We start from the raw sequence: 13,753 nt of genomic DNA, 5'->3' as shown, positions 1-13,753 counted from the left end.
TGCCGGTAACGTCGCCCGGGTGATGCCGTCCGTTCGCCAAGGGCTCCCCGCCGCGATGTGCGCCTCGCCGCCGCGCCGCTCGCTGCTGCGGCTCGCCGCCATCGGCCTCGCCCTCCTCGCCGCCTCGTGCGGCTCCGCGTCGTCCGGAGCGCCGGTCGGCGCGGAGACGGCGCCGCCGCCGAAGCCGCGCAACGCGGCCGCGATCGCGCAGTCGATCGCCGGGGGGAAGGTCTCGGTGCTCGTCTACGGCGACAGGACCCGGGGACACCCCATCATGGCGCGGCTCTCGGCGCTCGATCTGTGGGGCCCCGTGCTCACCGGCACGGGGCTCGATCCGGAGCGGGACGTCGAGCGCGCCTTCGTCACAGCGCCGCGCGCGGACGCGGCCCACGAGGCGGTGGTCGTCGTCCAGCACAGCGTGCCGCCGGACAGGCTGGCGTCCGGCCTCGACGCGCTCCTCTCGCGCAGCCAGCCGCCAGGGGCCGAGGAGAGCGGGCTCGGCGTGCCGGCGGTGCGCGTGACCATCAAGGGGCACACGCGCGTCGTGGCGACCGTGGAGCCCGACTTCCTCGTGGTCTTGCCGGTCGCGCGGGCCCGCGAGGCGCGGCGCTTCCTTGGCACGGGCGGCTTCCCCGATCCGACAGGGGACGAGGCCGCGATCGCCGCGGCGATCGACCCGGCGCGGACGCTGAAGGGACCGCGGGAGGCGCCCCGGGTGCCGCCCACCCTGAGGTCGCTCGAGGCCACGGTGACGCTGACCAAGGACGGCGGCGCCACGGTCGCGCTCGACGGCGCGAGCGAGAGCCCCGAGCTCGCCGCCCGCGACGCGGCCTTCCTCAACGAGGAGATCGAGCGCGCGACCTCGTTCCGCATCGCCATCGTGACGATCCGCGTCGTCGACCCGATCGTCTTCTTCGCCGAGGGGGACCGCGTGAGGTCGAACCGGCGCGTGACGCCCGGGGAGCTCGACAAGCTCTTCGGCCTGCTCAGCGCCGTGCTGCCGCGGTAGGCTGCCGCCCGATGCGACTCGTCAAGATCGGAATCGCCAGCGTCAACGCGACCGTCGGCGCCGTCCGCTCGAACACCGACCGGTGCCTCTCGCTCGCGCGCGCGATGGCGCGCGACGACGTCACCCTGGCGGTCTTCCCGGAGCAGGTGATCGGCGGCTACGCGGCCGAGGACCTCGTGCAGTGGCCGGCGTTCGTCGCGAGCCAGCAGCGCGAGCTCCGCCGGTTCGCCGAGGAGACCGCGCAGCTCCGCACCGTGTTCGTCATCGGCGTGACCGTCGGCGTGGGGGGCGACCTCTTCAACGCCGGCGCCATCGTCCACGCCGGCCGGGTGCTCGCCTTCTCCCCGAAGGAGAAGCTGCCGACCTACAACATCTTCTACGAGGCGCGGACGTTCTCGCGCGGCATGCCGCTCATGGAGCTCGACGCCGACGGCGTCCTCTGCGGCGATCGCGTCTACGCCTTCGATTTCGGGACGATCGCCGTCGAGGTGTGCGAGGACATCTGGTCGCCCGACGGCCCGATGCGGCGCCGCTGCTACGCCGGCGCCGAGATCGTCTGCAACATCTCGGCGTCGCCGTTCCGCGCCGGGGTGACGAGCACCCGGCGCGAGATGATCGCGACCCGCGCCGCGGACAACCAGTGCACGGTCGCCTACGCGAACCTCGTCGGCGGCAACGACGGGCTCGTCTTCGACGGCGGCGGGTTCATCAACCAGAACGGCCGGCCGATGCTGGAGGCGCCGCGGTTCCGCGAGGGGTTCTCCGCGGCCGTCGTCGACCTCGACCGGACCACCCGCTGCCGCCGCGAGGCGAGCACCTGGCGCAGCGATCTCGAGGAGTTCCGCCGCGCCTCCGCCCGCATGGTGCAGGTCCTCCGGATCGACGGGGAGACCGCGGACCGCGCGCGCCTCGCCTACCCCGCCCCGCCGGCCGGCACGACGCCGTTCCTGCCCTCGGCGGCGCTGCCCGCGATCTCCGCGCGCGACGAGCTGCTCGACGATTTCTACGAGGCGCTCGCGCTCGGCGTCGCCGACTACTACCGCAAGATCGGCGCCTTCAAGAGCATCGGCCTCGCGCTCTCGGGCGGCCGCGACTCGCTCCTCACGCTGCTCGTCGCCTGGCGCGCGGTGCAGCGCATCCACCCGGGCCTCGAGGGCGCGGCCCTGCGCGAGCGGATGGGGGCGTCGCTCCACGCGTTCTTCATGCCCTCCCGCTACTCCAGCGACGCCACGCACCGCGCCGCCGCGCAGATCGCCGACGATCTCGGGGTGTCGTTCGCGGTCATCCCGATCGAGGACGCGTTCCCCCGGGAGCTCGAGGCCGCCCAGTCGATGGTCGGCGAGGGCGGGCAGCTCACCGAGCTCACGAAGCAGAACGTGCAGGCGCGCATCCGCGGCGGGCGCATGTGGAACTGGGCGAACACGAGCGGCGCGCTGTTCCTGCAGACGGGGAACATGAGCGAGAAGGCGCTCGGCTACACCACGGTGGGCGGCGACCTCGAGGGGGCGTTCAGCGTCATCGCCAACCTGCCGAAGACGGTGGTCATCGCGCTGCTCGAGCGCCTCTCGCAGCGCTTCCGCTTCCAGGGCATCCAGCAGACGCTCGCCACCACCGCCGGGCCGGAGCTCGCCGAGAACCAGTCGGGCGAGGCCGAGCTCATGCCGTTCGAGGTCCTCGACGCGTGCCTCCACCTCTACGGCGCCGAGAAGCTCGCCGCCGACGAGGTCGCGGCGGCGCTCCCGAGCCTGTTCCCCGACAAGGACCCCGCCGCGCTGCGGGCCTGGGCCGAGAAGTTCGCGACGCTGTTCTCGAGATCGATCTTCAAGTGGGTGCAGTCGCCGATCGCGATCCACCTCGGCTCGCTCGATCTCGACCGCGAGCGCGCGCTGCAGCTGCCCGTGGTGCAGCGGACCGAGTGGAAGGGCGGCTGAGCCCGCTCCGAGGGCGCGGCCGCCGCCCTGCGCCGCGCGATCGGCGCTTCGATCCGCGGCGCGCCGGCGGGCAGCGCGTCAGTTGGCGGCCTTCTCGACGGAGGCCGGGGGCCCCTGCCTGCCGTCCTTCCCGTCCCTCGCGGCGATCTCGATCCCGTCGTGGCCGGCGGCCATGCCAGGAGCCACGGGCGTCACGGCGGGGCGGATCGAGCCGTCCGCCGAGAAGCGCTCGAGATCCTCGGTGACGCGGCGGAGATAGGCCTGCTTGATGTGGAACGGCAGGAAGGCGCTCTTGAAGCCGGCCACGATGGTCGCCTTGATCTCCTTCAGCCCGAACCCCATCTTCGTGTGGCAGTGCCAGAGCTCGTGGGACACCGTCGTGTCGGTGACGAGCCGGTTGTCGGTGTTGACGGTCACGCGCAGGCCGAGGCTCTGGTAGAGCTTGAGCGGGTGCGAGGCGAGGTCCCGCACGGCGCCGGTCTGCACGTTCGACGACGGGCAGCACTCGAGCGGGATGCGGTGATCGTTGATGTAGTGGAGCAGGTCGCCGTCCTCGCGCAGGCGGCAGCCGTGGCCGATCCGGTGCGCGCCGCAGACGTGGAGCGCCTGCGCGATCGACTCGGGGCCGTACGCCTCGCCGGCGTGGATGGTGCAGTTGATGTTGTTCTGCCGCACGAGCTGGAACGCGGCCTTGTGGTGCTTCGCCGGGTGGTCGTACTCGGCGCCGGCCAGGTCGAACCCGACGACGCCGCGGCCCTTGTACGCCACCGCGAGCTCCGCCATCTCCAGCGACGACTCCGACGAGATGTTGCGGATGCCGCAGACGATGACGTTGCTCTCGATGCCCAGCGCGTCGCGCGCCGTCCTGAGCCCGGAGAGCACCGCCTCGACAACGCTCGTGAGCCGCAGGCCGAGGCGGGTGTGCAGCATCGGCGAGTAGCGGACCTCCATGTAGCGCACGTTCTCGCGCGCGGCGTCCTCCGCGAGCTCGTAGGCGACGCGGTGGAGGGCCTCCTCGGTCTGCAGGACGCGCAGCGTGATGTCGAACGCCTTGAGGTACTCGACGAGCGAGCCGCAGTTCTGGCCCAGGTTCATCACCCTGCGCAGCTCCGCCGGCTCGTACGTGGGGAGCTCGACGTGGTGGGCGCGGGCGAGCTCGATGATCGTCTCGAGGCGCAGCGAGCCGTCGAGGTGGACGTGCAGATCGGTCTTGGGTAGTTGCCGGAAGAACTCCAGGGGGAGCTTGCCGGCTAGCTCGGGATGATCACTCATGAGCTATTCTGTCACCCGGCGACCGGCCGCGAAAGGCAGCGCGGGGCGCGACGTCGCTCACGATCGCTCTGGCGAGGACGACGAGGGCGCGGCGCCCCCCTCGTCCGCCGCGCCGCGCGAGCGATCCCTTCCGGCCGCGAGCACGGCGACGGCGGCCACGCCGAAGAGGGCGACGAAGAGCCACGGGAGCGGCAAGCTCATGTCGTCCCCGGCGGCCTCACGGCGCAGCGCATCGCGGATCCGCTCGGGGTTGTACGCCACAACGAGCCGCCGGCCGACGTAGGTCGTCGGGAGCCCGCGCGCCTCCATCCGCCCATACAGCGCGACGTCCGCGTCGATGGCGGCCTGGGTCTCAGGCGCGGCGAGGCAAGCCGCGAGCTCCGCGGCGGAGAGGCCGAGCGGCGAGAGGACGGAGGCGACGCGCTCGTCCGTGAGCTTGCTGGGCGACGCGCTGTAGAGCAGCGCCGCGGCCTTCTCGCGCTTGTCCTCGGGCGTGCAGACGTAGGCCTTCGCGGCGGGGAGCGCGCCGGGGTGGATCGGGAGCGGCACCATCTTGCGCACGTGGCGCACCCTGTCGCCGTAGGGTTCCTCGATCTTGGTCAGCTCGGGGTGCAGCCTGCGGCAGAAGGGACACTCGAAGTCGGTGAAGGCCACGATCGTGATCTTGCCCGGCTCCTGCAGCGCCGCGAGCTCCGGCGGGAGCGGCGGAATGACCGGGTGGCTGCCCCAGAGGAACGGCAACCCGATCGCGGCCGCGGCGGCCGCGCCCCACACCGTGACGCCCAGCGGCCCGCCCTGGGCAGCGCGCTCGAACGCCCCGGCCGGCATGCGCCGCGCCTGCCGCGCAACGAGGGCAGACGTGATCGCGGCGGCGAAGGCCGCGAGATCGACCGCGATGCACCACGCGCAGAACGCGCCGATCACGAAGCTCTGGAGCCCGAGGAGCACCACGGCGGCGAGGCCGCCGACGGCCGAGGCGGCCGCGATCGCGGCGTGGTGCCAGCGCGCCCGCGCGAGCAACGAGGCGGTGAGGAGCGCGGTGAAGGCGGCGAGGCCGAGGTTCGGCAGCGGGACGCCGAGGAAGCGGCTGTACGGCGAGATCCTGACGGCGAAGCACCCCGACGTGACGCCGCAGAACGCCGGATCACCCGCGTTCTGGTACTCGACGACGAGCGCCGCGCTCGCCGCGATGGCGACGAAGAGCGCGAGCCGGAAGAGCGTGACGAAGAACCGGGCGCGCCCAGCCTGCCGCTCGCTCGAGGACGGCGACGCAGGCGCCTCGGGGCTCGCCTGAGAGGCCTCCGCGCGCCCAGGCCGTCCGTCGTGTCCTTCGCGTCCTTCACGCCGGTCGCCGGCCGGACGCACCGCGAAGACGTTGCCCCTGCCGGCGAGGGCGACGAGGAGCACCAGCGCGAGGAGCAGGGCGATCGAGTTCAGCAGCATCGGTCGTTGCGGGTGCGTTGCAGGTGGAAGAGGGGTGGGTTCGAGGCATACCGGACCCGGGCGGAGACAGCCAGCGCGAGGAGACTCGTGCTAGTCGAGTTTCATGCGTTCTTCATCTCGCGGAGATCCTCCGACGACCGGCTCCGGCGCGCGCCGCCGGGAGGCCGTCGTCGACCTGCTGTCCTCGTTCAAGCGCGCCCTGCACGCGAACGAGATCGCCGAGCGCCTCGGGGTCGAGCCGGGCCGCTACGCGAAGCTGCAGCGGCTGCTCGAGGAGCTGTCGCTGGAGGGCAGCATCGTGGCGCTCCCCGGGCAGCGCTTCCGCACGAGCCAGAAGCAGGTCGAGGCGCGCGGCGCCGAGCGCGAGGGGACGCTGACGGTGCACCCGCGCGGCTTCGGCTTCGTGGCGCTCGGAGGGGCGGCCGAGGACGTCTACATCTCGCCCGAGGCGATGGGCGGCGCGCTCCACGGCGACACCGTCCTCGTGCGCATCTCGACCCGCTCGCGGCGCGGCGTGGAGGGGGAGATCGTCCGGGTCGTCAAGCGGCGCCACGCGCGCGTGGCGGGCGTGCTGCGGCGGCGCGGCAGGAGCGCGTGGCTCGAGCCGGACGACGGGCGCGTCCGCGGGCCGATCGTGATCGTGCCGCGCGAGCCGGGCGGGCCGCTCGTTCCGCCCGACGCGGAGGACGGCGCCGCGGCGGTCGTGTCGATCGCCCGCTTCCCGGATCTGGCCGACGAGAACCCGGAGGGCGTGCTCGAGGCCGTGCTGGGGACGCCCGGCGACCCGAACGTGGAGGTCGCCAAGATCCTGGTGCGCGAGGGGATCGAGGAGGAGCACGCGCCCGAGGCGATCGCCGAGGCGGAGGCGTTCGGGGGCGAGGTGCCGGCCGAGGCGCTCGAGGGGCGCACGGACCTCACCCACCTGCCCATGCCGACGATCGACCCGGAGGACGCGCGCGACCACGACGACGCGGTGTGGGTGATCCGCGAGGAAGACGGCTCGTACCGCGCCTGGATCGCGATCGCCGACGTCTCGCACTACGTGCGGCCGGGCACGGCGCTCGACCAGGCGGCGCTCGGCCGGGGCAACTCGGTCTACCTGCCCGATCGCGCGATCCCGATGCTGCCGCGGGCGCTCTCGTCGAACCTGTGCTCGCTGCTGCCGGGCGTGATCCGCCTCTGCCTGTGCGTCGAGGTCGAGCTCGACGCGACGGCGACGGTGCGGCGGGCCCGCGTCATCGAGGGGTACATCCGCTCGATCGCCAAGCTCACCTACCCCGGCGTGGCGCGCGCGCTCGGCTTCACCCCCGAGCCGCCGCGCAGCCCCGAGGCCGAGGCGCTCAGGAACGACCTTCAGGTGATGTGGGACCTCGCCCGGCTGCTCCGCGGCAGGCGCATGCGGCGGGGCGCGCTCGACCTCGACCTGCCCGAGGCGAAGGTGGTGCTCGACCCGGAGACGGGCGCGCCCGTCGACGTGCAGAAGCGCAGCCACGACCCCGGCGTGGCGAAGGCCTACCAGCTCATCGAGGAGATGATGCTCCTCGCGAACGAGACGTGCGCGCAGTTCGTCGTCGACCAGGGCATCCCCACGGTCTTCCGGTACCACGCGCCCCCGGACCAGGCGAAGCTCGAGCGCTTCGCGACGATGTGCGGCGAGCTCGGGCTCGCGTTCGACCCCGAGGACGCGGCCGACCCCAAGCGGCTGTCGGTGTTCCTGAAGAAGCTCGACGCGCACCCGCAGAAGCAGGTGCTGCACATGCTGCTGCTCCGCGCGATGAAGCAGGCGGTGTACGACGTCGCGAACGTGGGCCACTTCGGGCTCGCCTCGAGCGCGTACCTGCACTTCACCTCGCCCATCCGGCGGTACCCGGACATCACGGCGCACAGGGCCATCCGCGCGGTGCTGCGCGGCGAGCGCGTCGACAGGAGCGAGGCGGCCACCGAGCGGCTGCGCGAGGCGGCCATCACCGCGTCGGAGCGCGAGCGAAAGGCGATGGAGGTGGAGCGCGAGGTGGTCGACCTGCACCGCGCGCTGCTCATGCGCTCCCGGCTCGGCGACACCTTCGAGGGCACCGTCACGGGCATCGTGGGAGGGGGCGTCTACGTCAACATCGAGGATCCCTTCGTCGACGTGCTCGTCCGCATGGAGTCGCTCGGCCCGGATCAGTACGAGATCGACGACGAGGGGCTGCGCGTCATCGGCCGCCGCTCGGGGGACCGGATCGCGATCGGCGACGCGATGCTCGTGCAGATCGAGGACGTGGCCATCCTCCGGCGCGCCGTCTATGGCCGGCGCCTCGCCGGCGAGCCGGCGGCGGACGAGGCGAAGCCGCGCCGGCTGCGGCGCGACGCGGCGGACGCACGGCCCCCCCGTCGTGTCAAGATCAGCAAGAGCACGAGGCCCCTGAAGGGCGTTAAGACCAGCAAGCGCACCAAGGGCGGCAAGAGCGCCAAGGTGCGAAAGAAGCAGCGGTAGCAGCCCGCCCGAGGGCTCGATTCCCTGCAGGCTTTGCGCTCGAACGCACGAGCGCGCAGCGCCTTCCCAGCCACGCTCGTTCTCGCGGACAACCGCGCGAAACCTCGTCGAAATCGTCGAGATGCCCCGGCCCGCTCATAAAGAGGGAGGGTTCCTGCATTTTCCTTGCGCCCAGAAAACCACTATGTTCTCAACTAACTCATTCTAGGAGAGAGGTAACCAATGCCCAAGCCGACGTATCCCGCCTACAACGCTGGTGACTTCCTGGTCGATTACGAGGAGAAGGTCTTCGAAGACGTCAAGGCGAAGCCGGGAGAGAAGGCGCTGGTTACCTTTCACACGGTGGCCTTCGAAGGGTCCATCGGCCTCGTCAACGTGCTGACGGCGATCCGCCTGCAACGTAAGGGGTTTGAGACATCCATCCTGCTCTATGGGCCGGGCGTCACGCTGGGGCTCCAGCGCGGCTTCCCCAAGCTCGGCAGCGAGGCGTTCTCCGGGCACCTCGCGGTGAACCAGCAGATCGGCCGGTTCATGGAGGAGGGCGGCAAGGTGTACGCCTGCCGGTTCGCGCTGCAGGCGCTCTACGGCCACGGCGAGCACGCGCTGATCCCGGGCATCAAGCCCATCAGCCCGCTCGACGTGCTCGACATCCAGCTGATCCACCGCCGGGAGAACGCGTTCATGGTCCACTCCTGGACGCTCTGATCCGGGCGCGGTCCATGGAGTTCAACCGCAAAGTCCGGGCGGCCGCGGTGCAGGCCAGTCCCGTCCTCGGCAGCCGGGACGGGACGACCGAGCGGGTCGTCGCCGCGATCGCCAGGGCCGCGAAGGAAGGCGCCGAGCTGTGCGTCTTCCCCGAGGCGTTCGTCCCGTATTACCCGTACTTCTCCTTCGTGCTCCCGCCGCCCGCCATGGGGAAGGAGCACATGCGCCTTTACGACGAGGCGGTCACCGTCCCCGGCCCGGTGACGCGGGCCGTGGCGGCCGCCGCGCGCGCGCACGGGGTGGTCGTGGTGCTCGGCGTGAACGAGCGCGATCACGGGACGCTCTACAACGCGCAGCTCGTCTTCGACAGCGACGGCTCCCTGGTGCTCCACCGGCGCAAGATCACGCCGACCTACCATGAGCGCATGATCTGGGGGCAGGGCGACGGCTCGGGGCTCAGGACCGTGGACACCGCGGCCGGGAGGCTCGGGGCGCTGGCCTGCTGGGAGCACTACAACCCGCTCGCGCGGTTCGCGCTCATCGCGCAGCACGAGCAGATCCATTGCAGCCAGTTCCCCGGCTCCCTCGTCGGGCCCATCTTCGCCGAGCAGATGGAGGTGACGATCCGGCACCACGCGCTGGAGTCGGGCTGCTTCGTGGTGAACGCCACGGCCTTCCTGACGCCGGAGCAGGTCCGGGAGGTCGCTCCGAACGAGCAGATCCAGGGCGTTCTGCGCGGCGGGTGCATGACGGCGATCGTGACGCCCGAGGGCGTGCACGCGTGCCCGCCCGTGACCGACGGCGAGGGGATGGCCGTCGCCGAGCTCGATTTCGCCCTGATCACGAAGCGAAAGCGGATGATGGATGCGGCGGGGCACTACGCCCGGCCCGACTTGCTGCGGCTTTGGATGGATACGGCGGAGCGCTCGATAACGCTCGGCGCGGGCAGCCCCAAGGCCTCCTCCCTTGCCCCTGCGGCGGTGGACCATGGATACCCAGACGCTGATCACCGAGCTCCAGTCGTTCGGCCTGAGGCTGGCTGAAGCCCCCGAGGGCGCCCCCGAGGCGGGCGCCGCGCCCCCGCCGGAGCGCGCCTCCGGCGAGGGCGACGGCGGCCGCGCGGCGTGGACCTCGCGGCGCGGCGGCGCGGGGCCGACCCAGCACGTCGCGGCGACGCTGCGCGGGGCCACGGTGATGATCCCGATCCACACCGACCAGGCGGCGGCGTCGCCGTTCGTCGCGCGGCTCGGGCGCGACGGCGCGGGGACGGTGGAGCGGGACGGCCAGGCGCTCGCGCCCATCGCCCTCGTGAAGACGCCGCGCTTCTACGCCCTCTCGACGAAGGACGGCATCCCCTACCCCAAGATCGCGCTGCTGCACGGGGCGGACGTCCTCGCCTCGACGGTGCTCCAGACGTGCATCCGGTACACGGAGCGCGAGAAGGCCTGCACGTTCTGCGCGATCGGGCAGTCGCTCGCGGCGGGGCGCACCACCGCGAAGAAGACGCCGGAGCAGCTCGGCGAGGTCGCCGAGGCGGCGGCGCGGCTCGACGGGGTGCGGCACGTGACGCTGACGACGGGCACGCCGCGCTCGGCGGATCGCGGCGCGGCGCACCTCGCCGACTGCGCGCGCGGCATCAAGGCGCGCGTCGATCTGCCGGTGCAGGCGCAGTGCGAGCCGCCCGACGATTTCGCCTGGTTCGAGCGGATGCGCGCCGCCGGCGTCGACAGCCTGGGCATGCACCTCGAGGCGGTCGAGGACGAGGTGCGCGCGGCCGCGATGCCGGGCAAGGCCGAGGTGAGCGTGGCCCGCTACTTCGAGGCGTTCGAGGCGGCCGTGCGCGTGTTCGGGCGCGGCCAGGTGTCGACCTACCTCATCGCCGGGCTCGGCGACTCCCTGGCGTCGCTGCTCGACGCGAGCGAGCGGCTCATCGCGCTGGGGGTCTATCCGTTCCTCGTCCCGCTCGTGCCCATCCCCGGGACGCCCGGGGCCGATCGCGCGCCGCCCTCGGGGGACTTCATGCGGGCGCTCTACGAGCACATCGGCCCGCTGCTCGCGCGGGCGGGGCTGCGCTCGACCGACGTGAAGGCGGGCTGCGCCCGCTGCGGCGCCTGCTCGGGGCTCTCGGGCTTCGAGGCAGAAGGCCGGCCCGCGGCGCGGCCAGGACCCGGCGCGGCATGGACACCAACCTCGGAGAGCTCCGATGACGCCACGTTACAGCTTCGAGCTTGTGCAGAGCAGGGACACGTACCTCGAGTACCTCCGCTTGCGCCGGGCCATCTTCTGCGACGAGCAAGGGCTGTTTAAGACCACCGACGAGGACGACTGGGACGCCTCCGCGTTCCCCATCGCCGCCCTGGAGCACGGGGCGCCCGGGGGCCCGCGGCTCGTCGGCGCCGTGCGCATCTACGAGGCGGAGCCCGGCCTCTGGTACGGCGGCCGGCTCGGCGTCGAGCGCGCCCACCGCAAGCAGGGCGTGGTCGGCCGCGGCCTCGTCCACAAGGCGGTCACCACCGCCCACGGCTGGGGGTGCCACCGGTTCCTCGCGCTCGTCCAGGCGGCCAACGTCCCGTTCTTCGAGGGCATCCACTGGCGCTCCCTCGAGGAGCGATCGCACCGCGAGCGGCCGCACCACCTGATGGAGGCCGACCTCGACAGCTACCCGCCGAGCGACGAGCCGCGCCCGCCGCCCGGGCAGAGGTTCCGCTGATGCTCGGCGGCGTCGCGGCCGAGCTGCGCGGCGCGATCGGCGTCCTCGCGAAGCGGGACGTGCAGATCCCGGCGCGGCACCTGTCCGGCGCGCCGGGCGCGGCCGGCTCCGTCCAGCGACCCGCGGCGCTCGGCGACGACTGCGCGGCCATCCCCGACGGAGACGGCTACCTGCTCCTCGCCGCCGAGGGGATCTGGCCCGCGTTCCTCGAAGGGGACCCGCGGTTCGCCGGCTACAGCGCCGTGATGGTCAACGTCAGCGACGTCTACGCGATGGGCGGCCGCCCCATCGCCGTTGTCGACGTCGTCTGGGGGACCTCGGCCGGCGCGCTGGAGCCGGTCTTGGAGGGCATGGTCGCCGCGTCGCGCGCCTACGGCGTGCCGATCGTTGGAGGGCATACGAGCGCGCGCGGCCCCTACAACGCCCTCGCCGTGGCCATCGCGGGCCGGGCGCGGCGGCTCATCACGAGCTTCGCGGCGCGCCCCGGCGACGTGCTCGTCGCGGCGATCGATCTGCGCGGCGCGATGCACGCGGAGCACCCGTTCTGGAACGCCTCGACGGGCGCGGATCCGGCGCGGCTCCGCGGCGACCTCGAGGTCCTGCCCGCCCTCGCCGAGGCGGGCCTGTGCGACGCGGGCAAGGACATCAGCATGGGCGGCGTCGTTGGGACGCTGCTCATGCTCCTGGAGACGTCCGGCGCCGGCGCGGTGCTCGATCTGGAGGCCGTCCCGCGGCCGCGCGACGTCCCGCTCGCGCGCTGGCTGCTCGCGTTCCCGAGCTACGGCTTCCTGCTCAGCGTGCGCCCCGGGGTCGCCGGCGACGTGCTCTCGGCGTTCGCGCGGCGGGGCATCGCGAGCGCGGCGGTCGGCGCCGTCGACGGCTCGCGGCGGCTCACCCTCCAGGCCGCCGGCGAGCGACACACGCTCTGGGACCTCTCCGCGGAGCCGCTCACCGGGCTCGCGCGCGAGGGCGCGCGATGAGCGCCCGCACCCCAGCCGGCGCGATGAGCGCCGGCGCCACGAAAGCCTCCGGCGCGCCGCTCTCTGTCGCGCTCCTCACCTACTCGACCAAGCCGCGCGGCGGCGTCGTGCACACGGTCGAGCTCGCGGAGGCGCTCCACGACCTCGGCGTCTCGGTCTGCATCTACGCGCTGAACAAGGACCAGGGCGGCTTCTACCGCGCGCCGCGCTGCCCCTCGGTCCTCGTGCCCGCCGCGCCCCCGCCGGCGGGGATCGACGCTGTCGTGAAGCAGCGCATCGCGGAGTTCGAGGACGGGCTGCGCCGCCTCGGGGCGCGGCACGACGTCTGGCACTCCCAGGATTGCATCAGCGCCAACGCGCTCGCGGCGCTGCGCGCCGAGGGGCGCGTCCCCCACTTCCTCCGGACGGTGCACCACCTCGACGACTACGACAGCCCGTACCTGCGCGCCTGCCAGGACCGCTCCGTGCGCGAGGCCGACGCGTGCCTCGTGGTCAGCGAGGCGTGGAGGAAGGCGCTCCGGGCCGAGCACGGCGTCGACGCGGCGATCGTCCCGAACGGCGTGAGCCTGCGCCGCTACACGGCCACGCCCGACGAGCGGGACGCGGCGCTGCGCGCGCGCCTCGGCGCCACCGGATCGCCGCTCTACGTGACCGTGGGCGGCGTCGAGCCGCGCAAGAACTCGATCGGCCTGCTCAAGGCGTTCCTGTCGGTGCGGAAGCGGCTGCCCGGAGCCCAGCTCATCATCGCCGGCGGAGAGACGCTGTTCGACTACGAGCCTTACCAGCGCGAGTTCGAGGCGATCGCGCGCGAAGGCGGCGTATGGCCCTCGCCCGCGGGCGCGTCGCCGCCGCCGCTCGTCCTCGCGGGCGTGCTCCCCGACGCGCTGATCCCGCCCCTCTACCGGCTGGCCGACGCGTTCGTCTTTCCGTCCGTCCGCGAGGGGTTCGGGCTCGTCCTGCTGGAGGCGATGGCCTCGGGGGCGCCGGTGGTGAGCTCTGCGCAACCTCCCTTCACCGAGTTCCTCGCCGACGGCGAGAGCGCGCTGCTCGTCGATCCCTCGAGAACAGACGATCTCGCCGGCGCGATGGAGGCTATCCTGGACGAGGGCGTGAGGCGGCGCCTCCGCGCCGCGGGGATCGAGACCGCGGCCCGGTACACGTGGGATCGATCGGCCCGCATCGCGGCCGGCGTGTACCGCGAGTTCCTTGGATCCCGCCAAACGTAGG

The 13,753-nt window shown here is 72.8% G+C and carries 11 protein-coding genes; 9 read left to right on the top strand and 2 right to left on the bottom strand.

Features of this window, described 5'->3' with window-relative positions; genetic code table 11:
• The first annotated feature begins 22 nt into the window (after positions 1–22).
• On the top strand, positions 23–1,009 hold the full coding sequence (locus tag WMF22_RS49280; protein ID WP_438034262.1) for a hypothetical protein: 987 nt from the start codon (positions 23–25) through the stop codon (positions 1,007–1,009).
• A gap of 11 nt (positions 1,010–1,020) precedes the next feature.
• The gene (gene nadE / locus WMF22_RS49275) at positions 1,021–2,940 is read left to right on the top strand and encodes an NAD(+) synthase (protein ID WP_438034261.1); all 1,920 of its coding nucleotides are present in this window, start codon (positions 1,021–1,023) and stop codon (positions 2,938–2,940) included.
• A 78-nt stretch (positions 2,941–3,018) separates the two neighbouring features.
• Here the strand turns inward: nadE and add are convergent, their stop codons facing one another.
• Together add and WMF22_RS49265 are read right to left on the bottom strand one after the other, a co-directional pair.
• The gene (gene add / locus WMF22_RS49270) at positions 3,019–4,212 is read right to left on the bottom strand and encodes an adenosine deaminase (protein WP_438034260.1); all 1,194 of its coding nucleotides are present in this window, start codon (positions 4,210–4,212) and stop codon (positions 3,019–3,021) included.
• 57 nt (positions 4,213–4,269) lie between these two features.
• Positions 4,270–5,655 (bottom strand): vitamin K epoxide reductase family protein, encoded by a 1,386-nt coding sequence (locus WMF22_RS49265; protein WP_438034259.1) that lies wholly within the window; start codon positions 5,653–5,655, stop codon positions 4,270–4,272.
• A gap of 103 nt (positions 5,656–5,758) precedes the next feature.
• Between WMF22_RS49265 and rnr the strand changes: the two genes are divergently transcribed.
• The 7 genes from rnr (at position 5,759) to WMF22_RS49230 (ending at position 13,752) form a co-directional block, all read left to right on the top strand.
• A complete protein-coding gene (rnr, locus tag WMF22_RS49260) occupies positions 5,759–8,131 on the top strand; it encodes a ribonuclease R (RefSeq protein WP_438034258.1) in 2,373 nt (790 codons plus the stop codon).
• Between the two features lie 222 nt (positions 8,132–8,353).
• A complete protein-coding gene (locus WMF22_RS49255) occupies positions 8,354–8,836 on the top strand; it encodes an MSMEG_0572/Sll0783 family nitrogen starvation response protein (RefSeq protein ID WP_020742060.1) in 483 nt (160 codons plus the stop codon).
• A 14-nt stretch (positions 8,837–8,850) separates the two neighbouring features.
• A complete protein-coding gene (locus tag WMF22_RS49250; RefSeq protein ID WP_012241613.1) occupies positions 8,851–9,879 on the top strand; it encodes a Nit6803 family nitrilase in 1,029 nt (342 codons plus the stop codon).
• On the top strand, positions 9,824–11,143 hold the full coding sequence (locus tag WMF22_RS49245; protein ID WP_437296763.1) for an MSMEG_0568 family radical SAM protein: 1,320 nt from the start codon (positions 9,824–9,826) through the stop codon (positions 11,141–11,143). The genes WMF22_RS49250 and WMF22_RS49245 overlap by 56 nt, the downstream gene beginning before the upstream one ends.
• Positions 11,040–11,546 (top strand): MSMEG_0567/Sll0786 family nitrogen starvation N-acetyltransferase, encoded by a 507-nt coding sequence (locus WMF22_RS49240; protein ID WP_438034257.1) that lies wholly within the window; start codon positions 11,040–11,042, stop codon positions 11,544–11,546. The genes WMF22_RS49245 and WMF22_RS49240 overlap by 104 nt, the downstream gene beginning before the upstream one ends.
• Complete coding sequence (locus tag WMF22_RS49235; RefSeq protein WP_437296761.1) at positions 11,546–12,526, top strand: sll0787 family AIR synthase-like protein; 981 nt, start codon at positions 11,546–11,548, stop codon at positions 12,524–12,526. Before WMF22_RS49240 ends, WMF22_RS49235 begins: the two co-directional genes overlap by 1 nt.
• Positions 12,523–13,752: an MSMEG_0565 family glycosyltransferase gene (locus WMF22_RS49230; protein WP_437296760.1), complete on the top strand. Its 1,230-nt coding sequence runs from the start codon at positions 12,523–12,525 to the stop codon at positions 13,750–13,752. Before WMF22_RS49235 ends, WMF22_RS49230 begins: the two co-directional genes overlap by 4 nt.
• Position 13,753 lies beyond the last annotated feature (1 nt).

Source organism: Sorangium sp. So ce204 (genome assembly GCF_051526795.1).
Lineage (GTDB): Bacteria > Myxococcota_A > Polyangia > Polyangiales > Polyangiaceae > Sorangium > Sorangium cellulosum_B.
Note: the sequence above shows the minus strand (reverse complement) of the source record. Positions and strands in the feature narration are given on the sequence as shown.